The organism is Enterocloster bolteae, from assembly GCF_002234575.2.
GTDB classification, from domain to species: domain Bacteria; phylum Bacillota; class Clostridia; order Lachnospirales; family Lachnospiraceae; genus Enterocloster; species Enterocloster bolteae.
The window spans coordinates 4,962,032-4,988,976 of the sequence record NZ_CP022464.2 but is presented as its reverse complement, the minus strand read 5'-3'; the positions used below and the strand labels follow the sequence as shown (position 1 = coordinate 4,988,976).

Annotated in this window: 24 protein-coding genes; 19 read left to right on the top strand and 5 right to left on the bottom strand. The window is 49.5% G+C overall.

Annotation, left to right across the window (positions count from 1 at the left end):
* Positions 1–9 precede the first annotated feature (9 nt).
* Positions 10–1,092 carry a threonine aldolase family protein gene (locus CGC65_RS23030; RefSeq protein WP_002568680.1) on the bottom strand — a complete coding sequence of 361 codons (1,083 nt, stop codon included), beginning with the start codon at positions 1,090–1,092 and terminating at the stop codon, positions 10–12.
* 213 nt (positions 1,093–1,305) lie between these two features.
* Here CGC65_RS23030 and CGC65_RS23025 point away from each other — a divergent pair, with 213 nt between their 5' ends.
* Complete coding sequence (locus CGC65_RS23025) at positions 1,306–2,184, top strand: LysR family transcriptional regulator (RefSeq protein ID WP_002568679.1); 879 nt, start codon at positions 1,306–1,308, stop codon at positions 2,182–2,184.
* 44 nt (positions 2,185–2,228) lie between these two features.
* Here the strand turns inward: CGC65_RS23025 and CGC65_RS23020 are convergent, their stop codons facing one another.
* On the bottom strand, positions 2,229–3,296 hold the full coding sequence (locus CGC65_RS23020; RefSeq protein WP_002568678.1) for a sugar diacid recognition domain-containing protein: 1,068 nt from the start codon (positions 3,294–3,296) through the stop codon (positions 2,229–2,231).
* 266 nt (positions 3,297–3,562) lie between these two features.
* On the opposite strand from CGC65_RS23020, the gene CGC65_RS23015 reads away from it, so the two are divergent.
* The 11 genes from CGC65_RS23015 to CGC65_RS22965 all read left to right on the top strand — a co-directional run bounded on the left by CGC65_RS23015 (position 3,563) and on the right by CGC65_RS22965 (position 16,601).
* Entirely contained in the window at positions 3,563–4,678 is a 1,116-nt protein-coding gene (locus CGC65_RS23015; RefSeq protein ID WP_002568677.1) for a M20/M25/M40 family metallo-hydrolase, read from the top strand.
* 26 nt (positions 4,679–4,704) lie between these two features.
* Positions 4,705–6,102, top strand: a complete 1,398-nt coding sequence (locus CGC65_RS23010; protein WP_002568676.1) for a YfcC family protein — start codon at positions 4,705–4,707, stop codon at positions 6,100–6,102.
* 148 nt (positions 6,103–6,250) lie between these two features.
* The gene (locus CGC65_RS23005) at positions 6,251–7,426 is read left to right on the top strand and encodes a M20 metallopeptidase family protein (RefSeq protein WP_002568675.1); all 1,176 of its coding nucleotides are present in this window, start codon (positions 6,251–6,253) and stop codon (positions 7,424–7,426) included.
* A gap of 196 nt (positions 7,427–7,622) precedes the next feature.
* A complete protein-coding gene (locus tag CGC65_RS23000; RefSeq protein ID WP_002568674.1) occupies positions 7,623–8,633 on the top strand; it encodes a LacI family DNA-binding transcriptional regulator in 1,011 nt (336 codons plus the stop codon).
* A 225-nt stretch (positions 8,634–8,858) separates the two neighbouring features.
* On the top strand, positions 8,859–10,061 hold the full coding sequence (locus CGC65_RS22995; RefSeq protein ID WP_002568673.1) for a CaiB/BaiF CoA transferase family protein: 1,203 nt from the start codon (positions 8,859–8,861) through the stop codon (positions 10,059–10,061).
* Between the two features lie 30 nt (positions 10,062–10,091).
* Positions 10,092–11,144: a TRAP transporter substrate-binding protein gene (locus CGC65_RS22990; RefSeq protein ID WP_002568672.1), complete on the top strand. Its 1,053-nt coding sequence runs from the start codon at positions 10,092–10,094 to the stop codon at positions 11,142–11,144.
* Between the two features lie 11 nt (positions 11,145–11,155).
* Positions 11,156–11,659 (top strand): TRAP transporter small permease, encoded by a 504-nt coding sequence (locus tag CGC65_RS22985; RefSeq protein WP_002568671.1) that lies wholly within the window; start codon positions 11,156–11,158, stop codon positions 11,657–11,659.
* Complete coding sequence (locus CGC65_RS22980; RefSeq protein WP_002568670.1) at positions 11,656–12,921, top strand: TRAP transporter large permease; 1,266 nt, start codon at positions 11,656–11,658, stop codon at positions 12,919–12,921. The genes CGC65_RS22985 and CGC65_RS22980 overlap by 4 nt, the downstream gene beginning before the upstream one ends.
* Positions 12,922–12,948: 27 nt before the next feature.
* On the top strand, positions 12,949–14,133 hold the full coding sequence (locus CGC65_RS22975; RefSeq protein WP_002568669.1) for a CaiB/BaiF CoA transferase family protein: 1,185 nt from the start codon (positions 12,949–12,951) through the stop codon (positions 14,131–14,133).
* A 1-nt stretch (position 14,134) separates the two neighbouring features.
* Entirely contained in the window at positions 14,135–14,917 is a 783-nt protein-coding gene (locus CGC65_RS22970) for an enoyl-CoA hydratase/isomerase family protein (protein ID WP_002568668.1), read from the top strand.
* A gap of 25 nt (positions 14,918–14,942) precedes the next feature.
* The gene (locus CGC65_RS22965) at positions 14,943–16,601 is read left to right on the top strand and encodes an FAD-binding protein (protein ID WP_007036025.1); all 1,659 of its coding nucleotides are present in this window, start codon (positions 14,943–14,945) and stop codon (positions 16,599–16,601) included.
* A gap of 26 nt (positions 16,602–16,627) precedes the next feature.
* Here the strand turns inward: CGC65_RS22965 and CGC65_RS22960 are convergent, their stop codons facing one another.
* The gene (locus CGC65_RS22960; RefSeq protein ID WP_002568666.1) at positions 16,628–18,007 is read right to left on the bottom strand and encodes an aminotransferase-like domain-containing protein; all 1,380 of its coding nucleotides are present in this window, start codon (positions 18,005–18,007) and stop codon (positions 16,628–16,630) included.
* A 156-nt stretch (positions 18,008–18,163) separates the two neighbouring features.
* On the opposite strand from CGC65_RS22960, the gene CGC65_RS22955 reads away from it, so the two are divergent.
* A complete protein-coding gene (locus CGC65_RS22955; protein WP_002568665.1) occupies positions 18,164–19,342 on the top strand; it encodes an aminotransferase-like domain-containing protein in 1,179 nt (392 codons plus the stop codon).
* A gap of 66 nt (positions 19,343–19,408) precedes the next feature.
* On the opposite strand, the gene CGC65_RS22950 is transcribed toward CGC65_RS22955, so the two are convergent.
* On the bottom strand, positions 19,409–21,388 hold the full coding sequence (locus tag CGC65_RS22950; RefSeq protein WP_002568664.1) for a sensor histidine kinase: 1,980 nt from the start codon (positions 21,386–21,388) through the stop codon (positions 19,409–19,411).
* Between the two features lie 28 nt (positions 21,389–21,416).
* The gene (locus CGC65_RS22945) at positions 21,417–22,103 is read right to left on the bottom strand and encodes a response regulator transcription factor (protein WP_002568663.1); all 687 of its coding nucleotides are present in this window, start codon (positions 22,101–22,103) and stop codon (positions 21,417–21,419) included.
* Positions 22,104–22,406: 303 nt separating this feature from the next.
* Here CGC65_RS22945 and CGC65_RS22940 point away from each other — a divergent pair, with 303 nt between their 5' ends.
* From CGC65_RS22940 to CGC65_RS22915, 6 genes are all read left to right on the top strand, one after another.
* Positions 22,407–23,141 carry a LytR/AlgR family response regulator transcription factor gene (locus tag CGC65_RS22940; protein WP_002568662.1) on the top strand — a complete coding sequence of 245 codons (735 nt, stop codon included), beginning with the start codon at positions 22,407–22,409 and terminating at the stop codon, positions 23,139–23,141.
* Positions 23,142–23,160: 19 nt separating this feature from the next.
* Entirely contained in the window at positions 23,161–23,811 is a 651-nt protein-coding gene (locus CGC65_RS22935; protein WP_002568661.1) for a sensor histidine kinase, read from the top strand.
* 161 nt (positions 23,812–23,972) lie between these two features.
* Positions 23,973–24,221 (top strand): hypothetical protein, encoded by a 249-nt coding sequence (locus tag CGC65_RS31895; RefSeq protein ID WP_227124144.1) that lies wholly within the window; start codon positions 23,973–23,975, stop codon positions 24,219–24,221.
* Positions 24,222–24,237: 16 nt separating this feature from the next.
* Positions 24,238–24,534: an STAS domain-containing protein gene (locus tag CGC65_RS22925; RefSeq protein ID WP_002568659.1), complete on the top strand. Its 297-nt coding sequence runs from the start codon at positions 24,238–24,240 to the stop codon at positions 24,532–24,534.
* A 25-nt stretch (positions 24,535–24,559) separates the two neighbouring features.
* Positions 24,560–26,290: an MATE family efflux transporter gene (locus CGC65_RS22920; protein WP_002568658.1), complete on the top strand. Its 1,731-nt coding sequence runs from the start codon at positions 24,560–24,562 to the stop codon at positions 26,288–26,290.
* Positions 26,291–26,341: 51 nt separating this feature from the next.
* Positions 26,342–26,938, top strand: a complete 597-nt coding sequence (locus CGC65_RS22915) for a cell wall hydrolase (RefSeq protein ID WP_002568657.1) — start codon at positions 26,342–26,344, stop codon at positions 26,936–26,938.
* The last annotated feature ends 7 nt before the right edge of the window (positions 26,939–26,945 follow it).

The window sequence follows — 26,945 nt, the reverse complement described above, 5'->3', positions numbered from 1 at the left end:
CAGCGCCCTCTATGAAACACAGGCCAGCGTGGGATTACATTCCTGTTCCAGTATCTCAACCAGCATGTCCACATCCCTTTGCTGGGTTGCCCAATCCGTTACGAAACGCACCATGGTGTGAGTGTCATCATATTTCTCCCATAAGGTAATCTCTGCTTTCCGGGCCAGTTGGGCGGCGGCTTCATTTTCCATTACAATGAATACCTGATTTGTGGGTGAATCGAGGAACAGGCGGTATCCGCATTTTGTCAGGGTATCCCTGATTTGGTCGGCGGCCGCTATAGCGGAAGCGCCGATTTTCATGTAAAGGTCATCTTCAAAAAGGGTGTCAAACTGTATGCCCAGCATTCTGCCTTTGGCGAGAAGGGCGCCGTTCTGCTTAATGACGGTGAAGAAATGGGGGATCAGGTTCTGCTGCGTTATCACAACCGCTTCTCCAAACAAGGCCCCGCATTTGGTTCCGCCGATATAGAACACATCGCAGAGCCTGGCTATATCCTTGAGGGATACCTCATTACAGGGGCAGGATAGAGCATAGGCCAGCCGCGCGCCGTCCAGGAACAGCGGAAGACCGTTTTTGCGGCACACGCTGCTGATCTCCCGGAGTTCACTGAGCGAATACAGCGTACCGTATTCCGTTGGCTGTGAGATGTAAACCATGCCGGGCATGACCATATGTCCGCTGTTTGCGTCTTTTCTGTAATCCCCAATCAGGCCTTCGATATCCGCTGCCCTGAGTTTTCCTGACACATGGGGCAGAGTCAGCACCTTATGTCCTCCCAGCTCAATTGCGCCGGCCTCATGGACGCTGATGTGTCCGGACCCGGCTGCAATTACACCTTCATAGGAGTGAAGGAGTCCGCGTATGACAGTGGCGTTGGTCTGTGTGCCTCCTACGAGAAAATGTATTTCGGCATCCGGACAGCCGCAGGCTGCGCGGATTTTTTCACGGGCTGATTGGGAAAAGGGGTCGCTTCCATATCCCTGGGTCTTAAGCATGTTTGTCTCCATAAGGCGGGCCAGAATAGCCGGATGGGCGCCTTCCATATAATCGGAAGCAAAAGAAGGCCTGCTGTGCATACAAAGTTCCATTTCGTTATCCTCTTTTTTTATCTCCGGTGTGTGAAGATAATGGCACTTTCCGGGAGAGAACTCTCTCAAAGAGTCATCCTTTCCCACACCGAACGTAATATGTTTTTATTGTGTTTGACATGTCATTGGCACTATTGTACAATGATTTCATGTATGACACAAAACCTGATTTATCATATTAACCATGACAAATAATCATGGATGGAGAAAGATATGGATGTTACGAAATGCGAAGCCTTTCTGGCGGCCATTGACCATGGAAGTCTGACTGCAGCCGGTGTTTTCCTGGGATATACACAGTCCGGAATCACACGGATGATTAACGCCCTGGAGGAGGAGGTCGGGTTCCCGCTTTTTATAAGAACAAAAAAAGGCGTGTCTCCCACGGAAAACGGTAAGGCGATGATTCCGGCTTTCCGGGAGATTGTCCGTGCCCATAACCATGCCCTGGAGATAGGGGCGGATATCCGCGGCATTTTAAGCGGCGCCCTGACCATTGGAAGCTACTACAGCGTTTCAGCCATGTGGCTGCCGCCCATATTGAAGCGGTTCCGGCAGTTGTATCCCAATGTCAGGATTAACATGAAGGAGGGTGGAAACCGTGAGATGACACGGTGGCTGAACGAGATGTCCGTTGACTGCTGCTTTTTTGCTGAGCCTGCCGCCGGGACAATCTGCGACTGGATTCCCATTCGCCAGGACGAGCTGCTGGCCTGGCTTCCGAAGAATCACCCCGGGGCAGGGGAGGCATCATTTCCGCTGTGCGCCCTGGAAAACGAACCGTTTATCATAACCATGCCTAACCAGGATACGGAAATCGACCGCCTTCTTGGGTCCAGACATCTGACGCCGGACATACGCTTTTCTACAGCAGATGCATATACCACCTACTGTATGGTGGAGGCCGGACTGGGCATGAGCCTGAACAACAGGCTCATTACCCTCAGCTGGTCCGGAGATGTGGTCACCCTGCCCTTTGACCCTCCCCAGTTTGTCTCTCTTGGAATCGGAGTTCCGTCATGGAAGGAGGCGTCACCTGCCATGAAAAAATTTATTGAATGCGTAAAAGACATGCTGGAGGAGCTGCCATAGCACTTGCCATAGTGCCTGCCCAGTACCTGCCTCTGCCCTTCCCGCTACTGTATATCCGCTTCCTTCCCGGCATACCGTATGAACGACGCATAAAGACAGAGCATGTCATAGTAATCCATCAGGTTACGGCCGCAGATTTCATGGATGCGGCGGATGCGGTAGGGGATGCTGTTGCGGTGGATATGGAGTTTGTCGCAGATTTTCTGAATATCGCCGTTCAGCCGTATATAGGTTATGGCCGTATCGGCCAGCTGGGCGTTTCTGCCCTTTGCGACAAGAAGGGAAAAGGAGTCCTCCAGTCCGGGAATGGGGGTTTTAGACAGCGCAATTGCCAGCTTCATCTTCTCAAAGCAGTGGAGATGCTCGTCTGGAAACAGTATTTTACCCAGCTTAAGGCTTTCAAGGGCAGCCTGATAGGCTGTGTGAAGGTGGGCGCTGCCGGAACAGATGCCGGTATGGCAGTTATGTCCGGCGGCAATTACACGGTTATATTTTTTTTCAAAATGCTCATTCTCCTTCAGGATAATCAGGTTCTGGTCCTGGGAGAGGGGAAGCAGGATATCACGATCGTCTAAAAGGTTCTGAATGATGGAGGTGGACGTAAAGAGGTCGTCCTGTTTGCGCTCCATCAGGATTATGGTGTGGTTTCCTGTGATATCAATACCCAGATGCTCCCCTCGCTTTATAAAATTTTCCGTATAATCGGACTGCAGGTGCAGCCATTCATAGAGAAACTGGTCCCGCTCCTGGGTCCGGTTTTGTTTTTTCTTGGAAAGGATAAGTTCTTCATACAATAGTTCAATGGTCTTGCTCAGCAGTTCAGCCAGCTGGGAGCTGGAGGAACCTGCGCCCTGGAGAACCACGGCGCCCATCCGGCTTTTCTGAAAACGCAGAGGCATGGCCGCGCCTGCCTTTTGAATCTTACTGTCCATGGACACGGTTACCTTGGAATTTATATTAAGGGCCTCTATGGCAAGCAGATTCATCTCGCCCATGCAGGAAGAATCCGTGGACACAATGACGCGCCCGCTTACATCGCAGATACTGATGGAAGCAGAAAAGCTTTCGTGCAGTTTTTCTATAATTTCATACATAATCTTATTATCAATCACAGGTTACCTCCTTGCAGGCCGTGCAGGCACGTTGTTTATTGTCCTCTTTTTCATTTATTATAATAAATCCTGTAAAATACGCAATATATACATGGAAATTTGTGCATTTAAACAAAAAACAGAATAAAACTTACATGGTTTAAACAATAGTTTTTCACATACCTAAATGATAAAATGGTATCACTTGTAACAAGCAGCCTGTGGGGAAAATGAAGCCTGTGGGGAAAATGCAGCCTGCGAGGAAAATACAGCCTGCAGGGTAAGGAATGGAAGGAGGGAGAAACGTAGACAGGACAGTTTCGCGGTTTATACGTTATGCGGAGTGCGCAAGCGAATCCCATAATGAAAAGGCATTTTGTGAATATATGGAGCAGGAGCTTGCCGGAATGGGGATTCCGTTTGAGCGCCAGGAGCTGGGCAATGAGGTGGTGACCGACGGCTGGAATATCCTGGCCAGAATTCCGGGCAGGTCCGGTAAAACCCCTTTTCTGTTCGTATTCCATCTGGATACGGCTGCGCCCAGCAATCAAGTGGAGGTCTGTGTGGAAGGCGGGTGCATCAGGAGTAAAGGCAGCAGCGTACTGGGGGCTGACGGCAAGCTGGCCATCGCGGTGGTCATGGAGGCCGTGGAGCGGCTTATGCAGGAGGGAGAAATAAACCGCCCCATAGAGCTTTTGTTTACCGTGTGCCAGGAGCTGGGGCTCCACGGAGCAAAGTATGCGGACTATTCCAGGATAGAGAGCGAGGAGGCAATTGTCATCGACCACTACGTGACAGGGGAGGTATTGACACGCACACCAGCCAGGCTTTATATGAATGTGGAACTGATTGGGCGCGCCGCCCATGTTATCCGCAATGAGGAGCCGGGGGTCAATGCCCTGCTGACAGCAGTGGAAATCATTCACCAGATACCTGTTGGCAGGCTGAACGATAACCTGAGCATCAATGTATTTGATCTGGTATCCCTCTCGCCATCCAATGCAGTGCCCAAATACGCCCGGTTTGATGTGGAAATCCGCTGCTTTGGCAATGATATCAAGCAGGAGATCCGGGATAGGATCCGCCGTAAGGCGGAGGAGACGGCTGAGCGCATGGGGTGCAAATGCAATATCAGGGAAGAGGAGGATGTTCCGGAAACAGATTTCAGTGAAAATACAGATATGCTGGAACGATTGGCTTCCATCTACAGCAGGTCCGGGCTTTCCATGATACCGGCCAGGTCATTTGGAGTCCTGGACGCCACCTGCACAAACCAGCTGGGAATCAGGACCGTGCCCATTGGCTTTAATATCTATCATTCACACAGTGCAAGAGAGTATGTTGTAATTGAGGACGTAAAGAAAATGTTGGAACTGGTGGAGAATATCATACGCTATTTTTAAATTCCTGCCAGGGAAAGGGGAAAACAATGACGAAAGATAAGCAAAAAGCAAACAAGCCTTTGAATCCGTTTGTGCCGCTTGTACTGATGGTACTTGCCTGCGCAATCGTATCCTATTTTGTGATACCGGGAGCCTATGACCGTGAAACCGTGGACGGGGTCACACGGGTCCTGGCAGACAGCTATCATGCCACGGAGCGCACGCCCGTATCGTTTTTTAACATATTCCGGTCCATTCCGGAAGGCCTGACAGCCTCGGCCAATATGATGTTCTGTGTCATGCTGATTGGCGGTATTGTGGAGATCTACAAAAGGACCAATACGGTAGGCGCTGCAATCAACAGTGTTTTAAAGGCTTCCGAGAGGATGAGCAGCCAGGTAATCATAGCAATTGTAATGATTGTGTTTTTCATTTTCGGAGGTATCCTGGGATGGAGTGAGCACATCATTCCCTTTGTACCCATTATCGTATCCCTGGCCCTCTCCCTTGGGTATGACTCACTGGTCGGAATGGCCATATCCGGATTTGCCTGTCTGATCAGCTTTGCGGTTGCGCCTTTTAATGTGTACACAGTAGGAATTTCCCATACCATTGCCGAGCTGCCCATGTTCTCCGGATGGGAGCTGAGGATTGCGGCACTGGTCTGCGTGTGGATACTTAGCTTGGTATGGGTTATGCGGTATGCAAAAAAGGTGAAGGCAGATCCGTCCAAGAGCCTTGTGAAGGATGTGGACACGTCCTCCCTGCGCATTCCGGTTGATCCAGGCCTTAAGTTTGACCTTCCCAAAAAGGTTTCAGTTATTTCCCTGACCATCTCCATCCTTGTAACGATTTACGGTATCCTGAATCTGAGCTGGTCATATACGGAAATGGCAGCCACCTTCATGATTGGCGGTATTGTGTCTGCTGCAATCAACCGGGTGAATCTGGACGATGGCATTAATATGGTACTTGACGGCGCAAGAGGAGCCTTCAGCGGCGCCCTGATCATTGGTGTGGCCAGAGCGGTCCAGTGGACCATGACAAACGGCGGTCTGGTGGACCCTCTGGTACACGGGCTTTCCAATCTGATGCGCAGCGCCTCCGCTTATGTGAGCACGGTGGGCATGTTCATTGTAAATTTCTTTGTCAATGCCCTGATTCCATCAGGCTCAGGACAGGCCACCGCGGTCATGCCAATTATGGTTCCATTGGCTGATATGCTGCATATTACAAGGCAGACAGCCGTACTGGCGTTCCAGTTTGGCGACGGTATATCCAATACCTTCTGGTTTACCAACGGAACGCTGCTTATCTACCTGTCGCTTGGCAAGGTACCGTTAAAGAGCTGGTATAAGTTTATCCTGCCTTTACATGGACTTTTCCTGATTCTGCAGTTAATCTTTTTGTTTGTGGCCGTTCAGATTGGTTATGGTCCGTTTTAACCGGCGTACCTGTGAAGCAGGTAAAATAAAAAGGTATAAATAAGGCATATAAAAGGGCATATAAAAGGGTATATAAGAGGGTATATAAAAAGGTATATAAAAAAGGGCAATCCTGTAAGAAGAAATTTAGTAAGAAAGGATTTTGACTGTGAACGTAATAGAAGAAGTTGGGAAATATCATGATTATGCCGTCAGTATGCGGCGGGAATTCCATAAGCATCCGGAGCTGAGCTGGAAGGAGGTGGAGACAGCAGGACGGATCCGGGATGAACTTGCCGGGATGGGGATTCCTTATGAGGAGGTGGCGGGAACCGGCACCATTGCCACCCTGAAAGGAAAAGAGGACCAGCCGGTGATTGGCCTGCGCTGCGATATCGACGCGCTTCCCATCCGGGAGGTTAAGAGTCTTCCCTACTGTTCCCAGAACCAGGGCGTCATGCACGCCTGCGGACATGATGCACATATCAGCATGCTTCTGACAGCGGCCAGGGTTCTGGCAGAACATCAGGATGAGCTTAAGTGCACGGTAAAACTTATCTTCCAGCCGGCGGAGGAATTGACCAACGGCGCGGTAAAGGTGCTGGAGTCCGGAAAGGTGGGAAAGCTGGATACGGTGGCGGGCATGCACATATTCCCGTACCTGGAGAGCGGCACCATCTCCGTGGATCCCGGTCCCCGCTATACATCGGCTTCCTTCATGAATATTAAGATTATCGGGAAAAGCGGACACGGCGCCATGCCCCAGTACGCGGTGGATCCCATTTATGTGGGGGCAAAGGTAGTGGATGCCCTTCAGAGTATTGCCAGCCGGGAGACCAGCCCCATGGATACGGTGGTGGTCAGCATCTGTACCTTCCATTCCGGTACCATGGCCAATGTTTTTGCCGAGACGGCTGAGCTCAGCGGTACGGTGCGCACCTTCAATCCCAAGCTCCAGAAGGAACTGCCGGGTATGATTGAGCGTATCATAAAGAGCACCTGTGAAGCTTACAGGGCTGAATATGAGTTTGACTATTATTCTGATATCCCGGCAACGATCAATGACGAGTACTGCAGCGGGATTGCGGCGGAGTCCGTCAGGAAAATCCTGGGCGACAAGGGACTGGTAAAATATGCAGGCACGCCGGGCGGTGAGGATTTTTCCTACTTTCTGGAAAAATTTCCAGGGGTTTACGCTTTTGTAGGATGCCGCAACGAGTCAAAGGATTGCTGCTATTCCCTTCATAATGAACGCTTTGATCTGGATGAGGATGCTCTGGTGAACGGAGCTGCCTTCTATGTGCAGTATGTGCTGGATGCTCAGGAGAAGTTTGGGGCCGTGTAGAGGCGTGATACATATAATTTTATAACAGGCTGTCCTGAAAATGCCGGTTTGAGATTTTGGCAATTTCGGGACGGCCTTTTTGATAAATAAAATAGTTCAATATAAAATATCCCCCCCACAGCAGGGAAATTCTTGACAGTTTAAGAAACAAATGGTAGTGTTTAATTATAAACGTTTACAATTTGGGGGATGGAAGATGGCAACGATTAAGGATGTTGCAAAACTGGCTGGGGTATCTATCTGTACGGTGTCCCGTGCCCTTGCAAATAAAGAAAATATCACACCGAAGACCATGGAAAAGGTATTGTCCGCGGTCAGGGAGCTGGATTATAAGCCAAATTATTCGGCCAGAAGCCTTAAGATAGGAAGTACAGACACATTGGGGTTAATTGTACCGGATATTACCAACCCATATTATCCAAAGGTAGCTAAGAGTATTGAGGAATATGCAGAAAAAAAGGGATATATGATTTTGCTCTGTAATTCCAATGAAGATTTAAATAAGGAGAAGCGTCTGGTTGATACCCTTAAAAAGCGGAATGTGGATGGTGTGATTATATTGCCCTGTTCAAGGCATATAGAGCATTTTCGTGGGTTTGATAATGCCGGTATTCCGTATGTATTCCTGAATAGAAGCTTTAAAGGAATTGCAAATTGTATTCCCAGTGATAATTTTTATGGAGCATATACAGTGACGAAATATGTAATCGGAAGGGGCCATAAAAATATCTGCGCTGCTTACCTGGGCTTTGAGAATCAGATTTATCAGGAGCGGTTTGAGGGTACCATGGAGGCATTGAGAGAACATGGGTTGGAACAATGCGCCAAGCAGTTTATTTTTGATATAAAGGACATACAGGATTCCTATATGAGGATACGGAAGGTGCTTGAAGGCAGGGAAAGACCTACTGCTTTAATAGCAGCCAATGATATGCTGTGTTTTGGCGCATATAGTGCGGCTAGTGATTGCGGACTTTCGATCCCCGGAGATTTTTCGGTTACCGGCTATGATGATATTTCAATGGCCTCACTTATGATGCCGCCTCTCACCAGTTTTCGTCAGCCGGAGGATGTGATGGCTAAGGGAGGTGTGGATTATCTCCTTGAATGTATAGCTGGCAACAGCCCTGCTCCTCCCGCCCGTCTAAGAGGAGAGCTTGTTGTTCGGCAGTCAGTATGCGATATAAGAGGGGATACCTGTTTGTGAAACTTAGACAAAAACAGATAACCAAATATTATAAAAATAAAAAATCTGACAAAGAACTATTGACAACACAATCTATGTGTGTTATTTTAAAAACATAAAATTATAAACGTTTATAATTTTAAATGTTTGATTCGAAGCATAGTGTTTATTCTTCGGATTTTTTTAAGAAAGAAATTATAAACGTTTATAATCTGTAAAAATATTAAAAGGAGGGGAATGTTCAGAATGTTAGAAGGAGTAAAGGTTCTTAGTTTTACCCATTATCTGCAGGGGCCGTCAGCAGCACAGGCATTGGCGGATTTGGGAGCCGATGTGGTAAAGGTAGAGTCTTGCAGGGGTGCTTATGAGAGGGGCTGGTCCGGTTGCAATACGTACAAAAATGGGGTTAGCGTTTTCTACCTCATGGCGAACCGCAATCAAAGAGGGGTTGCTTTGGATTTAAAGTCTGACGAGGGACGGGAGACCATCTACAGGCTGGTCCGTGATAAGGGGTATGATGTGATTTTGGAAAACTTCCGGCCTGGAGTTATGGATAAACTGGGTTTGGGATATGAAGAATTGAAAAAATTAAACCCTGGAGTCATCTATTGCTCCTGTACGGGTTATGGTTCCAGTGGACCCAAGGTGAGAAAGCCGGGGCAGGATCTTCTCATACAGGGAATGAGCGGATTGGCGGCATTGGCAGGACCGGGAGATCATCCTCCCATGCCTACAGGGACAGCGCTGGTGGATCAGCACGGGGCTATATTGGCAGCCCTGGGCATTACCGCTGCCGTGTATGACCGTGATAAAACCGGGAAAGGACACCGCATTGAGGCAAGCCTGCTGGGGTCAGCGCTGGATCTTCAGATTGAACCTATTGGATATTATCTGAATGGTGGGACGCTTACACCGAGAGCAGATACCGGTTTATCGACCAGGATTCATCAGTCACCCTATGGAATCTATAAGACAGCAGATAAATACATTACACTCTCCCTTACCTCCTTTGAGAATTTGGAACAGGCATTTACACCAGGCGCGCTGGAAGGTTTTTCGGCAAAGGATCAGATGGATAACCGCATTGAATTTGACAAGGTGGTATGCCGGGAATTGTTAAAGAGAACTACAAATGAGTGGGAGTTAATATTTGAGGAGTTAGGAATATGGTATGCGCCGGTTAATGAATATGAGGACGTTGTAAAGGATGAGCAGGTTGTTTATAACCAGTGTTTTATGACCATGAATCATCCGGTAGCAGGCGAGGTGAAAGTTCTCGGACATGCCAACCGCTATGATGGGCAACCAGTGCCTTTAAGACGGCTGCCGCCGGAGCTTGGTGAGAACACGATAGAGCTGCTAAAGGAGGCAGGATATTCAGATTCACAGATTCAGGAGATGATGAAGCAGGGAAAGGCTGTGTCACCCGAAAAAAAGCAGGACAAATAAAACAGGATAAAGCAGAAGGAGAATTTGATTATGAAGAAGATTGCAGTATTGTTGACAACAGTATTAACAGCCGGAATGCTGGCAGCCTGCGGGCAGGGTAAGAATGCGGAAACCACTTCAGCAGGAGTTTCAGATGTGAAAACAGAAGCAGATTCGGTCCCGGAGGCAAAGCCTGAGAAAGACGCCATTACGTTTAAACTGGGAATGGTGGACCCGGATGGAAGCAATTTCCATAAGGGAGCACTGGCCATTGCGGAAGAAGTGAATAAGGCTACCGGCGGAAGAATAACCATACAGGTATTTGCAGGCGGGCAGCTGGGTAATGAAAGAGACATGTACGAGGGTGCGCAAATGGGTACCATTGACATGTTTACGGCCTCCAACGCAGTACTCACCTCTTTCATTCCTGAAATGGCGGTGCTTGACCAGCCATTTCTATTTGAGACAGCAGATGAAGCCCATCGTGTTATTGATGGAACAGTCGGAACACTGATTGCTGAAAAAACAGAAGAGCAGAAAATACATACAGTGGGTTGGATGGATGTAGGTTTCCGCAATATCTTCTCCACCCGTCCGGTCACATCCCTGGAAGATATGAAAAATCTTAAAATACGCACCATGGAGAATGATTTACATATTGCGGCGTTTAATGCCATGGGGGCAATTGCCACACCAATGGCATCCGGAGATGTTTTTACCGGTTTACAGCAGGGCACCATTGACGCGGCAGAGAACGCCATCGCCAATCTGATTGCCAATCGCTACTATGAGATAACCAAAAACGTAACATGGACCAATCATGTTTTTGGTTATATGGGCGTGTTTATGTCGGACAAGGCATGGAATCAGATACCGGATGACTTGAGGGAAGACTTTGTGGAAGGTGTAAAAGCAGGAGCACAGAGACAGAGGGATTATCTGGTGGAGGCAAATGAGGCGGCAGTAAAGGAACTGACAGAGCTGGGCGTGGAATTTTATGAGATACCTATTGATGATATGCGAAAGTTGGTAGAACCGGCAATGGAACAGTTTGCAGACCGAATGGATCCGGCCTGGGTGGAAGCGATTGAAGCTGAAAAATAGGAGGGATAAGGATGAAAAGGCTGTTTGCCAATTTACAGAAGATAGAGGATTTTATTCTGGTGGCCACATTTACGGTTATGGTGCTGGCGTCCTTTGCCCAGGTAGTTAACCGAAATATAATCCATGCAGGTGTTTCATGGCTGGAGGAATTAGCACGCTATTGCATGGTTTATATGGCACTGCTGGCAACAGAGGCAGGATTAAGGGACAATACACAAATTTCCATCACGGCTATTACGGATAAAATACACGGAATGACAGGAAGGGTAGTGCGGATTATTTCAAAGGCCGTGGTGGCGATTTTTTCCGGAGTCTGCTTTTTTTCATCCTTTACCATTCTTAAAACACAGCTGTCTTCCGGGCAGGTATCACCTGGTTTACATCTGCCCATGGCCATACCTTACTTTGCATTGACCCTCAGCTTTGGAATCATTACCGTAATACAGGCAGCAGCGCTGGTTTGCCTGGTTATGGAAAAAGCGGCGGAAGACCAAGGAAAGGAGGATGCGTCATGACTGCAATAATTTTGTTCGGAACCATGATTGTGTTACTGATAATCGGTGTGCCTATTTCGGTTTCTTTGGGAGCGGCGACCATGGCGTCTCTGCTGTGCTTTGACGTTCCTATGGCAGTGGTGCCCCAGCGAATGTTTACTGCCCTGGATTCAGTATCCATTATGGCGATTCCCCTTTTTGTGCTGGCGGGAAATCTTATGACAGAAGGTGGAATATCCCGCCGTCTGGTGGATTTCTGCAACAGTATTATAGGTAATATACGAGGGGGAATGGGGTACGCAATGGTACTGGCCTGCGCTTTTTTTGCCGCTCTGTCAGGTTCGGCGCCGGCCACGGTGCTGGCAATCGGCGGAATGCTTTATCCTGATATGGTGCGTCTGGGCTATCCAAAAGAACGGTGTGCAGGATTACTGACAGTGTCCGGGGGGCTGGGTCCCATTATTCCTCCTTCCATTATTATGGTGGTTTACTGTACCATTACCAACAGTTCGGTAGGGGATATGTTTAAGGGGGGAATTGTAGCAGGACTTATGATTTCCATTGTACTGGTGGTAATCTGCATCTACTATTCCAATAAGGAGAAGTGGCCTAAAAATACGGAGAGGACAAGCGTCAGCCAGCTTGCAAAACATTTTATCCATGCACTGCCTGCCCTTTTTCTTCCGTTTGTTATTTTGGGAGGTATATATTCCGGGCTTATGACGCCCACTGAGTCAGCGGCCGTTGCAGTTATCTATTCTTTTATTGTAAGTGTTTTTGTTTACCGGGAACTGCATCCCCGGGATATTTACCGTATACTTCTGGCCTCAGGAAAGAGCAGTGCCATGATTTTATTCATCATTGCAACCTCCACAGCATTTTCATGGCTGTTTACATTCTCGGGGATATCAGGACAGCTGGTGGATGCAATTGTGGCCATGAATCTGGCTCCATGGATGTTCTGTCTGATTGTTGCCCTGGTATTGCTTGTGTTCGGCACATTCCTGGAGGGGATAGCTACCTGTGTGCTTCTGGTACCGGTTCTCTGGCCCATAGCACAGACCCTGGGAATTGGCGTCATTCATTTTGGAATGATTATGTGTATAGCGAATGTTATTGGATGTATGACTCCTCCTGTGGCAGTAAATCTGTTTGCGGCAGCCTCTGTCTCAAAATTAAAAATGGGTGATATAGCCAAAGGTGAGCTTCCCTTTTTTCTGGGATATACAGCGGTGTTTTTCCTGATTGTATTTGTCCCTGCATTAAGTACGCTGCTGCTGTGATGAAGCAGACTTAATCGGGAGGATTCTATGATGTTGGAGGGTATGAAGATACTCAGCTTTGTCCATGGGCTTTATGGCGGTTCAGCCAGTCAGATACTGGCTGATCTGGGAGCCGAGGTTGTGCGGGTGGAATGGGATATGACAGGCCGTATCCGGCCTGGAAGTGTTCTGGATGGGGAAAACGGTCTGTTTTTTCAGATGACAGGCCGGAATCAGAAGAGTATTTCCTTCAATCCGCAGTCACCGGAAGGCATTGATATATTACACCGCCTGCTGCAGGACTATGATATTGTACTGGATAATTCTCCTCCTGGACTGCTGGAGGGGTGGGGCATCCAATATGATGAATTGCTCAGGTCTCACAAACAGCTTATATGGTGCATCTGTACAGCGGATGGCAGCGGATGCTGCCAGAATCCGGATGATGAACTGCTGATGGAGGCGAAAAGCGGACTGGCCTCTTTGAACGGTCCAGGTTCAAAACCGCCTGTTCCGGCAGGGGCAGCCCTCATTGAACAGCATGCGGCAGTACTTATAGCTTTGGGAATTATTGCAGCAGCCCGCCACAGGAACATAACAGGACAAGGGCATAAGGTTGAGACCAGTCTGCTGTCTGCTTCCCTGGATTTGCAGATTGAAACAATTGGTTATTATTTAAATGGAGGGAGATTTATTGACCGGGCAGATACCGGCTTGTCCACCAGGATACATCAGTCCCCATATGGGGTATATCCTACGGCGGACGGATGCATAACAGTATCCTTGACACATCATGACCGGCTGTGCAGCTTATTTACTCCTGGTGTTATAGAGAACTTTACGGAACAGGATGCCATGGAGAGACGCGTGGAATTTGACCAGATGATAAATCAGGAAATGCAGAAAAAGACAACAGCGCAGTGGGTGGAGATATTTGAACGCATGGAGGATATGTGGTTTGCTCCGGTAAATGAGTATGAGCAGGTAATGAAGGATGACCAGATTCTTTATAATCGGCCGTTTATAGAGCTGGGGGAAAGTGAGGGCAGGACTCTGCGGGGATTAGGGCATGCCAATTATTACGACGGCGTACGTCCGGCAGTCCGTAATCTGCCCCCGGCTTTTGGCCAGCACACAGACGAGATATTAGAAAAAGCCGGGTATACCCAGCGGGAATTAAACCAGTTAGAGAGAAAGGGACTGATTGTTAGAAATCATGAAAGGAAGAATTGATATGGAGTATGAAAACAACCTGATTTTAGTAGAGAAACCAGCAGATAAGGTAGCGCTAATTACTTTAAATAATCCGCCGCTTAATTTGGTGACCCTGGAACTTAGCCGCGAGTTAAAGGAAACGCTGTTCCGATTGGAACAGGATGATGAAGTACGGGTGGTGGTGCTTACTGGATCTGGAGAAAAAGCCTTTTGCGTAGGTTCTGATGTAAAGGAATTTCCTCTGGTTTGGGATGATGTAATTGGAAAAAAGCTGCAGAAGGAGAATGAAGTATTCAATGCAATTGAATTTCTGGATAAGCCGGTTATCGCTGCCATGGAAGGAAATGTATGCGGCGGCGGCTACGAGATGGCAATGGCCTGCGACCTGAGAATTCTTTCCGAAAGCGGAAGAATTGCACAGCCAGAGATTAATCTGGGGGTTTTTCCGGGAAGCGGAGGAATTTTCAGACTGCCTAAATTAGTTGGTGCTTCCAAAGCCATGGAGATGATGTTTTTAGGAGAATTCATTGATGCAGAGGACTGTCTGCGTCTCGGACTGGTCAACCGACTGGCTCCGGCCGGCAAGACAGTCAGTGCTGCGCTTGACCTGGCTGAAAGAATCGCTCATAAACCGTTTGAAGCTATCAAGCTGATAAAGAAGGGGGTACGGGAAATCGGCATGGTATCCTCAGATAAATGTTTCTATAAAAACCTGGAATTTAGCCGGAGCATATTCAAAACAGAGGACTGTAAAGAAGGGGTAGATGCGTTCCTTGGCAAACGTTCCCCGCAGTTCAGATAATCATATAGGCAGAGAGGAACTGAAAATGGACAGATTGGTGACAGATGTACTGGTTATAGGAGGAGGAGGGGCGGCCTTAAGGGCAGCCTTAGCAGCCTGCGACGCAGGAGCTGATGTAATCATAGCTGCTAAAATGCCGCTTGGATTAGGCGGGGCCACTACATATCCTGTGGCAGAGATGGCCGGATATAACGCAGGGGATCCCCATGTGCCGGGAGATGTGGAATGTCATTACCAGGATATAATGGCTGCCGGACAGGGAATGGCGGATGAAAAGCTGGCTGCAATCCTGGCTGAAGGAGCACCTGAGACAATTGATGAACTTGAATCATGGGGGGTCGAATTTGACAGGGAAGGGGACGGATATTATACATTTAAAAGTTGTTTTGCAAGCATTCCCCGTACACATGTCATACGGGGCCATGGAGAACCAATTGTACAGGCATTGATCCGGCAGATACGCAGACGTCCAGATATTCAGTCCCTGACAGGAGTTACTATCATAGAGCTGGCGAAGAAGAATGGAATATGCTGCGGAGCATGGGGGGTGGATTCGCGGGGGAAGCTAATCTATATCTCTGCAGGAGCAGTCATTCTGGCATCAGGAGGCGCATCCCAGGCTTTTGAAAAAAACCTGAATCCGGGGGATGTCAGCGGAGACGGATATATGCTGGCATACGAATCAGGTGCCAGATTGGTTAATATGGAATTCATGCAGAGCGGAATCGGATTTTCACACCCTCTTATGAATATATTTAACGGATATATCTGGGCAGCCCATCCTCTACTGACTAATTCGGAGGGAGAGAGTTTCCTTGAAAAGTACATACCAGATTCTATGCAACCGGAATATGTGATGGATGAACATAGAAAACACTTCCCGTTTTCATCCAGTGATGATTCAAAATATTTAGAAATAGCAATTCAAAAGGAAATCAGAGCCGGTAGAGGAGGACGCCATGGAGGTATCATTGCTGATTTAAGACATATGAAAGATGATTATATCTGTCATGTACCGGATGACTGCGGACTCCATCACATGTGGCCGGTGGCTCGCAACCATATGAAGGACAAGGGGGTGGATCTGTTAACGCAGAAGGTGGAGATTAATGTATTTGCCCATGCTATTAACGGCGGGGTATGCATTGATGCAGAAGGCAGCACATCGCTGCCGGGACTGTATGCGGCTGGAGAAGTGGCAGGCGGTCCTCATGGAGCGGACCGCCTGGGCGGGAATATGATGGTGACCTGCCAGGTGTTTGGGAAAATAGCGGGGACAAATGCAGCAAAGTGGGCAGGTATCCACCGTCCGCAAAGAGAAAGTGCTGCCATGTACCCGGATGACAGATTGTGGGAAATACTACACAGAAAGGCGGACACACAAGGTTTAATCCATGAACTGCAGTCGGTAAACCAGCATCATCTTTTAATCAGCAGAAATGAAGCCGGTCTTATGCAGGTACTTGGCACTGTGGAGCGGATTGGACGGCAGCTTGCAGAGTCTCCCAGGCAGGATGCAATTAATATGGAAGCCTTCCGGCTGTATTGTCTGATTACAGCTTCACGTCTTATGGGGGAGGCCGCATTGAGAAGACAGGAAAGCAGGGGGGCTCACTATCGGGAGGATTACCCCATAGTGAATCCCAAGCTTGACAGGCCAATGTTCTCAGATCAGAGTATATGATGGCGCTAGGAAAAGACTGATACGGCTCACCCCAGAATCCCCCTCAACCGTCTAATCCCTTCCTCCAAATCCCCCATGGACGGCGGGGTTATGACGGAAATGCGGACTGCCTTTTCCGCCGGTTTATTGCCAACTGAAAACCGTTCAGCCCCATAGACCTGCACCCCGGCCTGTTTTGCGCAGATTTCAAAGCTTTTGCCGGTAAAATAATCCGGCAGGCGCAGGTATCTCATGGGGCTGGTAGGCGGGCAGTCCAGTGCAAAGCCTTTTAAGGATTGGCTGATTATATGATTGCGCCTGCGCAGTTCCTCCTTCCGTCCCCTTATAATTTCATCTGCAGTCCCATCTGCAATCAGTCCCGCGGATACAGCTGCAAGCAGCGGGGAGATGGAAATATTCATGGAATAAAGGGTGGTGGCCAGGCAGCGGTGATACTGGTCCGGCACATGGACAAAAGCAGTCCTCAACCCGGCGGCAATGGTTTTGGACAGGCTTGACAGATAGATGACCTGTTCCGGGGCAAAAGAAGCAATGGGAGGCAGGGGATTTTCCGTCAGCAGGTTGTTGATTCCGTCCTCAATTACCAGGATATGTTTCTCCCTGGCCAGTTCTGCAATCCTTTTCCTTGTCTCCAGGGACATGATATGCGAGGTGGGATTGTGGTAATCCGGAATTACATAGATGCCTTTTATCTTTTCATTTTGTACGGCATACCGGATCCCTTCCTCTGTCATCTCATAATCATGATTCTGAATAGGTATCAGATGGATTCCCAGAAGCTTGGCCGCGGTTTTAACACCCGGATAAGTCAGGGGGTCCGTTCCCAGCTTATCCCCGCGTTCCAGCAATGCGCCCAGTGCCGCTGTCAGTGCGTTCTGACCGCCTGCTGCCAGCAGAACATGGTCCTTATCGGTAGAAAAGCCTGATTTTTGAAGCCAGGCCACGCCGGCTTCACGCTGCCGTCCTGTTCCCTCCGGGTCATCGTAGGAAAAGAGGTTCAGGGCGTCAGGCCGCTTTAACAGCCGCTCTGTGTAGATTTTGACCAGCCGGTTCCCGGACACCTGGGGGACCAGTGCGCCCATTTCAATCATCCGCGGATTCTCACGTCCGCACAGAAGTATGGTCTCCGCAGAGACATCCGCACAGACGTAGGTACCGTTTCCTACGGAGGCAGACAGAAGGCCCTTCTGGCCGCACAATTTAAAGGCCCTGGATATGGTGCTTAGGTTTACATTCAGGTAATCCGCCAATTCTCTCTGGGGCGGCAGCTTTGTTCCTGCTTTCAGTGTTCCGTTCTTAATATCTTCTTCCATCAGGCTTACCAGCGCCAGATATTTTGGGCCTGATGTTCTGCTTAAATCCGGTTTCCAGCTCATGGGATAATTGTCAAATGAATTGATAGACATAATCTGTTTCCTCTGTATGATCTCTGTGGTTTGTTTGTATGGGTATTTGCAAAATTGTCTTGCATACAATTCTACTGTTGTTCGAGTCCTTTTGCAAGTTTATAATGATACCATTATAAAAACCACTATAAAGAAAATGGACAAAGGAGCAGCAGTATGGAACATTTATTATCTGAGCGGATTAAATCCACACCACCGTCATTCATCCGAAGTATTCTAAAAACCGCGGCTGACCCGCAAATCATCTCATTTGCAGGAGGACTGCCAAACCCGGTATCATTTCCCCAGGAGGAACTTCTGGTATCCATGGAGCGCATTGTAAGGGATTATGGGAGCAGCCTGTTCCAATATTCCATCACGGCCGGACTCCCGGAACTGCGCCAGTATATAGCGGACCGCTACAACTGCAGATTCGGCCTGAAACTTGGCATTGAAAATATCCTGATTACCACAGGGTCCCAGCAGGCCCTGGACCTTATATCCAAGGTCCTGTTAAACACAGGGGACGGAGTGATTGTGGAAAAGCCCAGTTATCTTGGGGCCATACAGGCATTTTCCCAATATCAGCCGGTATTTTATCCGGTTGAGCTGACAGAGGAAGGGATGGATATAGAACAGTTACAAGATGCTCTGAAACATGATGTCAAATTTATATATGCCATTCCGGACTTCCAGAACCCCACAGGACTCAGCTATTGTGCTGAAAACAGAGCGTGTATCCGCGAGGTTCTGAGGGAGCGGGAAATCGTTTTGGTGGAGGACGACCCTTATGGGGAACTGCGCTTTGACGAGGGCGGCCGTATTCCTTATATCGGGGCAGGCCAGCTGCCGGGCAGCATTCTGCTGGGGACATTTTCAAAGACAGTGACCCCGGGCATGCGAACCGGCTTTATGATTTGCGCTGACACGGAACTTCTGAAACATATTTCGGTGGCAAAAGAAGCCAGTGATTTACATACAAATATCTTCTCCCAATACCTGATATGGGACTATCTGATGCACAACGACTATGACGCCCATATCGACCAAATCAGGCAGCTGTATAAGGAGCAGGCACAGGCTATGACAGAGGCGATGGACCGGTATTTTCCGGAGACAGTCAGGTACACCCGTCCCCGCGGAGGCATGTTCTTATGGGTGACACTGCCGGAAGGGGTCAGCGCCTTATCGCTGTTTCCCAAAGCCCTGGAGAAAAAGGTTGCGTTTGTTCCCGGTGATCCGTTTTACATCAATATGACTGATACCAACACCATGCGCCTTAACTTTACAAACGCGGACTGCAGCATGATTGATGAGGGGATCCGCAGGCTGGGAGAGCTTCTGCGGGAAATATAAAGCAAAAACATCCGGCTTATCATTTCATAGGGAAGGGACTATAAGGAAGGATCTGTAGGAAAGGATCTATAGGGAAGGGACTGTCCCCGCCAGGGGAATCCGTACCGTGAACACGCTTCCCTGTCCTTTCACGGATTCCGCGTGAATGCTCCCGCCCAGTTCTTCCACTGTGATACGGGCAATGTAGAGCCCCAATCCGCTGCTTTCTGAGGCATCGGGCCGTCCTGAATAAAAACGTTCAAAGATATGGGGAAGATGCTCAGGCTCAATCCCCATACCTGTATCGCTTACCCGTATCGTCACGCCGTCCTGATCCAGGCAGGGGGAAATGGTGATAACGCCGTCCTCCGGCGTGAATGATATGGCATTGTAAATCAGGTTCTCAAAAAGAAGCAGCAGCTTTCTCTTCTGCGCCAGGATAAATGCCTGGTCTTCCAGTTTTTCCACCCGCAGTTCTATACCGGATATGCAGGCCTCAGGTTCATTATCGTGACTGACCTGGGACAGCAAGCCGTTTATTTCTATTAATTCCCTTGGCTCCGTAATCTTATCAAAAGCATTTAAGTCTCCCAGCACGTACATGCGTCTGCATAGTTCTTCATTTTCACTGCTGATTTTATCCAGATATTCCTTCAAATCATCATCCAGATACAAATTTCCCCTGAGAATCAAATCCGTAAATCCGTGAATGGCCACCACGGGCGCCTTCAGGTTGTGGGCCAGGTCCGAGAAAAATGCCTTGCGTTCATCCAGCACCGCATGGAGCTCCCTGGTGCGCTTCTGTACCTGGTCCTCCAGGTGCTCGGTGAGGGCCTGGTTCTGCTTCAGGACCCGGCTTATGTGCCGGACCGTGAGAATCCAGAAAACGATGACCAGGATAAAGCCGCTGTATTCCGTCTGCCATCCCGTATAAACAGGCTCGAACTGGTTATTGTCCAGAAGATTGGACACCATGGCGGCCCCCATGGTTAAACATCCGGCCAGCACCAGGCCCGCGCTGTCCCGGTTCATCCACAGGCCGTATACCGCACATTCCAGCAGATAGAGCCAGATAAGAAGCTTGTATCCGTCCAGGAAGGCGCCGTAAAGATTCACCAGGCGGGGGGAGGCAGGTATGAGGAAGAGGACGGACAGGCCGCATACGGCACAGGCCGCAGCCGCAGCCGGGCGGAGGAATCTCCTGTACCACAGTTTTCCGCTGAAACCGGCTTCCACGGAGGAAAGTACCATGACCTCATACAGCATAGCCATCCAGGAGACATCCTCCACGGCATACCAGAGCCTTCCGGACAGGCCCAGCTGGTGAATGAACGGATAAGCGCAGTGGATGGAAAAAAACAGGCATAATAAGCCGAAATGCAGCAGGCGCCTGTCCCTGTCCCGTATTCTCCAGGCAGCGGCCGCGTAAAGGCACAGGGCCAGGGGAAAGATACACAGTATGCCGTAGAACATATGGCGCAGAAATAACATCCTGTGGACAGCCTCAGGGGTGCCAAGGGCAGGGGGATAGGTCAGACCGCTGTAATAGTGGCTGCGGTTGTCTGTGTTTAACAAAATTTCGGCGGTGCCGTCCATGTAAAAGGTTGCAAAGGGGCTGCCCTGTTCCACTGGCTGTCCGTTTATCCAAAGTTGATAATCCGTAAACAGCTCCGGCACTTCCAGGGTCAGAAGCCTTGGTTCTCCGTCATATCGCAGCAGCAGGCGGTAGGTGGCCCTGCCAAAGGGCGAATGGCCGGAGGAGAGGAAGGAAAAGTTGGAATACTGTCCGATGAATATGAAGGACATGGATTGGTCCGGAACAGAACCAACGGTATCAGGTGTCAGCAGCTGGTCCGGATAGAATTCCCATCCGTCAATGAGAAACAGGGGCCTGCTGCCTGTCAGGTCACGGGCGGAGAATGCAAAGACACCCTGACTTCCATAGGGAGGCCCGTTTGTGTATTTGTTATCTTTCTGATACAGGAACTGGAACAGAATAAGGACAGCCAGAAGCAGGGCTGCCGCTGCCGTTAAATTGAGCCATTTTGAATTCCTGTACTGCGTCATGGCTTTTCACCGCCTCTCACGATTACTCTCAGCTGTTTTCCGGCAGGAAACGGTACCCCTGCTTCCACACGGTTCCGATGAAGCTGTGTCCCGGGCAGGCAGCTTCCATTTTATGCCGCATACGGGCCACATGCACCTTGACGGTCTGGGTGTTGTCCAAATCAGGCAGTTTCCAGATTTCACGGTAAATGGAGTCCGGGGAAAAGACATGGCCCGGAGAACGGGCCAGCAGCAGTAATATGTCGAACTCATAGGCGGTCAGCGGAACACAGACATTCCCTATGGACGCCTGGCGGGTGCCGGCGTCAATGGTTAAAGGCGGGAATTCCAGCCGTTCACCCTTAAGGGAACGGTTGGAACACTGGCTGATTCTGGTCCGGATCCGCATCTCCAGCTCCTTAAGGTCCCAGGGCTTGGTGAGAAAATCATCTCCGCCCAGGGAAAAGCCCTGATATAAATATTCCTTTTCTGTCAGGCTGGTGAGGAAAATCACAGGTGCTGTCATCTGGGTTTTAAAGCGGCGGCAGAGCAGGAACCCATCAAAGCCCGGCATCATAATATCCAGCACCACACAGTCTACCGGATACTTTTTCACATGGTCCAGGGCCTGGTCCGTTGTCTGGGCCACGGATACGGAAAAGCCCCTGGATTCAAAGTAATTACGGTTTATATTTAACACATTGGAATCATCGTCCACAAACAAAAGATACGGCATGGTCCCTTCCTCCCGTCAGATGCCTGTTATTCGAGCTGTACTCAATAACAGTATACCATATATTCCGGGAGCGGTCCGGGAAAAAGGTTACATTTTGGTTAAGAGTGGCCGGGATTCCACATGAACTGGAATCTTTCTGATAAAATCGGCATTAGAATCTGTCTGGTTTTGTGCAGAGAGTGACGGAATAGGGACATAATATGCCATTTATACAAAAAAATCCGTCATTTGTCCCATAATCAGGTATACAGACCATATTATGGTAAAATACATCGTTAAGATACAAAAAGAGGATGGATGATCATGCTTCGTATTGCAATATGTGACGACCTGAAATCAGAAAGGGATATGGTAAAGGGTTTCCTGCGCTCCTTTTTTGCGGCCGTACCCTACGAGTATACATTGGCAGAATACAGCCGCGGCGAAACTATGGTGGATGATTACGATGACGGTTCCGTTGATTTTGATCTTATTTTTATGGATATTTTCATGGACGGCATGCTGGGAATGGAGGCTGCCCGCTGTCTGCGGCGGTACGCGCCCCATGTGTCCATTGTGTTCCTGACAACTACTCCGGCATATGCCCTGGAAAGCTATGATGTGTATGCCTACGGATACCTTGTCAAACCCTTGGACGGGGAGAAGACGGCAGCCCTGCTCAGACGTTTTTTGCAGGAGGAATACGAGGGAAACCAGAAAACACTTCTGCTCAAAAAGGGATGCAGGGGCCGCAGGATTGCCTACCGGGAGATTGAATACATAGAGAGCCGCAGGAATGTGCTTCTGGTATTTCTGGAAAACGGAGAGGAGTACCGGGTATACGCAAAACTGGACGATGTGGAAAAGGAGCTGAAGGGACACGGATTCCTGCGGTGCCACCAAAGCTTTATTGTGAATATGAACCGGGTGAGAGTAGCGGAGGAGGATTTCCTGATGATGTCCGGGGCCCATATTCCTATACGGCAGCGAGGCAGCCGCGCAATCCGGGACGCGTATTTCGGATATCTGCTGGAACGGGCTGAGCTGACCCGTATTTAGTACAGGAGGAAGATTTGTTATGTCTGCAGATAAGAGACAGTTGGAACAGTATTATGCCTTCCTGGCAGGCCATATAGATGAGGTGCGCAGGATGCAGCATGACATCCTGCACCATCTGCGGGTGATGAGCGGATACGCCCAGGCCGGGGACTATGACCGTCTGAAGGAGTACCTGGATGCCCTTGTTGAACAGATGCCGGACATGGACGGATTGTATTACTGCGGGGACCATGCGGCCAATATTCTTTTAAAATATTACGGGGAACAGGCCAGAAACGGGGGGATCAGGTTCAATTGCGACGCCCAGATTCCTCCTGACCTGCCCTGTACTCCCGTGGATTTGTGCACGGTGCTGGGCAATGCCATGCAGAACGCCGTGGAGGCATGCCAACGCCAGGGCCGTGGAGCCGGACGGTATATCTCGCTGCTGGCCCGCCTGGTAGGGCATAACCTGATTATGGAAATCAGAAACAGCTATGACGGAAGGGTAAAATGGGATGGGGACCGGCTGGTTACCCTAAAGGAGGAAAACGGACACGGACTGGGACTGGACAGTATCCGGCATGTGGCGGAGCGCTACCACGGCTACTGTGCGGTCAGCCACACCGATGATGAATTCACGGTCAAGGTGGTACTGGCCCTGGAATGGAAGGAAGCCACACCGTGTTAAAGGCAGGGGTGGGCAGTCCGGTGTCAATTATCCCGGAAAAACCGTTTTTTGTCCTGCATCCCTCATTCCTTTTAAAGGCTGTGATATGTTTGTTCCGTGGTCAGATGATGCTGTTTCACATTTGGCTGCAAATCATGTTTATGAAAGAGGAGTGTGCGGCCATGTCGGAAAAGAAAATCCGGGGAGCGGTGATTGGCGTGACAGATGACGGCTACCCGATTGTGACAGAGGATTACAGCTGTCCGTATTTTACCGGGACCAGCCGGAGCATGCCTGCTGTGCGGGAGTGCTGGTACTGCAGGTATGCCGACTTCCGTAAATCCACAAAGCTCCATATACGCAGCAGTATCTGCCGCTGCATGGAAAACAGAGTGGATACCAGGTTCGGTTTTATGAAAAATGAAGAATGACAGGGAGGAAATGATAATGACAATCACAACCACAAAAAATAACGGCTGCCTGACTCTGGAGCTGGAGGGACGTCTGGACACCACAACAGCACCGGAGCTGGAGACTGTGATTAAAAACGGATTAGAGGGTGTGGACAGACTGGTGCTTGATATGGAAGGCCTGGCATACCTGTCTTCCGCCGGCCTGCGGGTGATTCTGGCGGCCCAGAAGCAGATGAACAGGCAGGGAACCATGACGGTACGCAATGTGTGCGGGACAATCATGGAAGTATTTGAGGTCACGGGATTTACGGATATCCTGACCATTGAATGAGAGAAAAGGGAGTGGAAAAAGGGAAATGAAAAACAGGGACCGCTTTACAGGCAGAATATTCCGGCGCATGTGGGGACCCGCCATCATTTCCTCCGCAGGATGGGCGCTCAGTGATATTGCGGACGCGGTTGTGGTGGGCCAGAGAATGGGAGCCGTGGGTCTGGCTGCCATCGCGCTGATTCTTCCGGTTTACATGATTAACTGCATGTTTGCCCATGGGCTGGGGCTGGGAGGTTCTGTCAGGTACTCCAGGCTTTTGGGGGAGGGAAAGCCCGGGGAGGCAGTGGACAGCTTTAACCAGGTGGTGACAGGGGCTCTGGCATTTAGTATCCTGACAGGAATACTGGGAAATGTTTTCATGACGCCGTTTCTGGCTATCCTGGGCACTGTGCCGGATGACGGACCGCTTTTTGAAGCCACCAGAAGCTACCTGGTGGTGCTGGTTTCAGCCACACCTCTTTTTTATATGTCTAATATTCTCAATTACTATCTGCGTAATGATGACAATGAGAAGATAGCCGGTCTTGGTTCGGTTGCAGGCAACCTTACTGATATCGGCTTCAATATCCTGTTTGTGCTGATACTGGGATACGGCACAGCGGGAGCAGCCTTGTCCACCATGATTGGCCAGGCAGTTGCCATCCTGTGCTATCTGCCAGGTATCCTGGGAGGAAGGCATATACTAAAATTCCGGCCTGTCCGTCCTGCGCCGGGGGCTGCAGCCAGGGCCTTTAAAGACGGATGTTCCAGTTCCGTCCAGTATCTGTACCAGCTTATTTTCCTGTTGCTGTGCAATAACATCCTAATCCGTGCCGGGAATGAGGCGTCTGTAGCTGTTTTTGACATGCTGCAGAATGCCTCCTATCTGATTCTCTATCTTTACGAGGGAACCACCAGGGCTATGCAGCCCATGGTGAGCACCTATTGCGGAGAGCACCGCGGGGAGGGAATGAGGAATGTGCGCAGATACGCCTTTCGGTATGGATGCAGCGCGGGATGCCTGGCAGCTCTTTTGATTTTCCTGTTTCCTCAATTCATATGCACCCTGTTCGGGCTGCGTGAGGCAGCGGCTGCCGCCATGGGGGCAGGAGCCCTCAGGCTTTACTGCGCAGGTACGGTGTTTGCCGGTATATCCATTCTTTTGGCCGGATATTTCCAGTCCTGCAATCAGGAGCGGGAGAGCCTTATCATTTCGTCGCTGCGGGGCGCCATTGTGCTGATACCCGGCGTATTGTTCTTCTCATTCCTGAGAATGGACCTGTTCTGGTGGATGTTCCCGGCTGTTGAGGTACTTTCACTGGGATTGTGGATAATACGGTTTATAGCGGGCCGGGGCAGGACGGAGGAATTTGACGGATCCAGGGTTTACACCTGCACGGTCAACCAGGGAAACCAGGATATGACCCTGGTCACAGGGGAGGCCGGGGCATTTTGTGAAAAATGGGAGGCCAGTCCCAGACAGACGTATTACGTGACCATGACCATCGAAGAATTATGTGTTGTAATTCTGCGGGACGGAGGCGGGGATGACGTATGCATCGAGATTACACTGGTGGCCGGGCAGCAGGGGGAATTTGTCCTCCATATCCGGGACACTGCAAGATATTTTGACCCCTTTGCCCTGGAGACGGGCCGTGTCAGCCAGGAAGGCGGTTTTGATATGGATGCCATGGGAGTGAGGGTTATCAAGAGTAAGGCAAAGGAGTTCTTTTACCGGCGTTACGGCGGTTTTAATTCTCTGGTGGTGAAAATATAGGTCTTCGGGCCGGTGAAACATACAAAAGACAGAATACCGGGGGAATAACCGATGAAAAAGTTTGTGGGAGTCAATCTGTCTTTCATAGTGATTTTGTCATTCACAATTCATGCTATGACGGTGTTTGGGCTGGACGGGGCGGATGTGAATGGCCAATATGGGAAAATGGTGACCGGGATCCGTGTTCCGGAGACAATTTGCTCTATAGCAAAAGGAGAATTACAAAAGAAAAGAGAGAAACCTGCGGGAAACAAAGGAAGCCCACAAAACAGGTGGGGAATACAGCTTGATGAGATAGAGCTGGACATGATTGCAAGAATCACCATGCTGGAGGCAGGCGCGGAACCGGACAGGGGACAGCAGGCTGTAGTGGAGGTAATTCTGAACCGGATGTATTCCGACCAGTTTCCTGATACGGTTTATGAGGTGCTCAGCCAGAAAGACAATGGGTGCAGTCAGTTCGTCACATGGAAGAACAGGAATATGGACGCTGCGAAACCTTCGGAGCGTGTGAAACGGAATGTAAAAGCAGTGTTGGATGGGGAAACACAGATTCTGCCTTTTAAGACCATGTATTTTTCCCTGGAAAAGGAAAATGGACATATACAGTGCGTGATTGGAAACCATGTATTCTGTAATCAGACTTAAATGATAG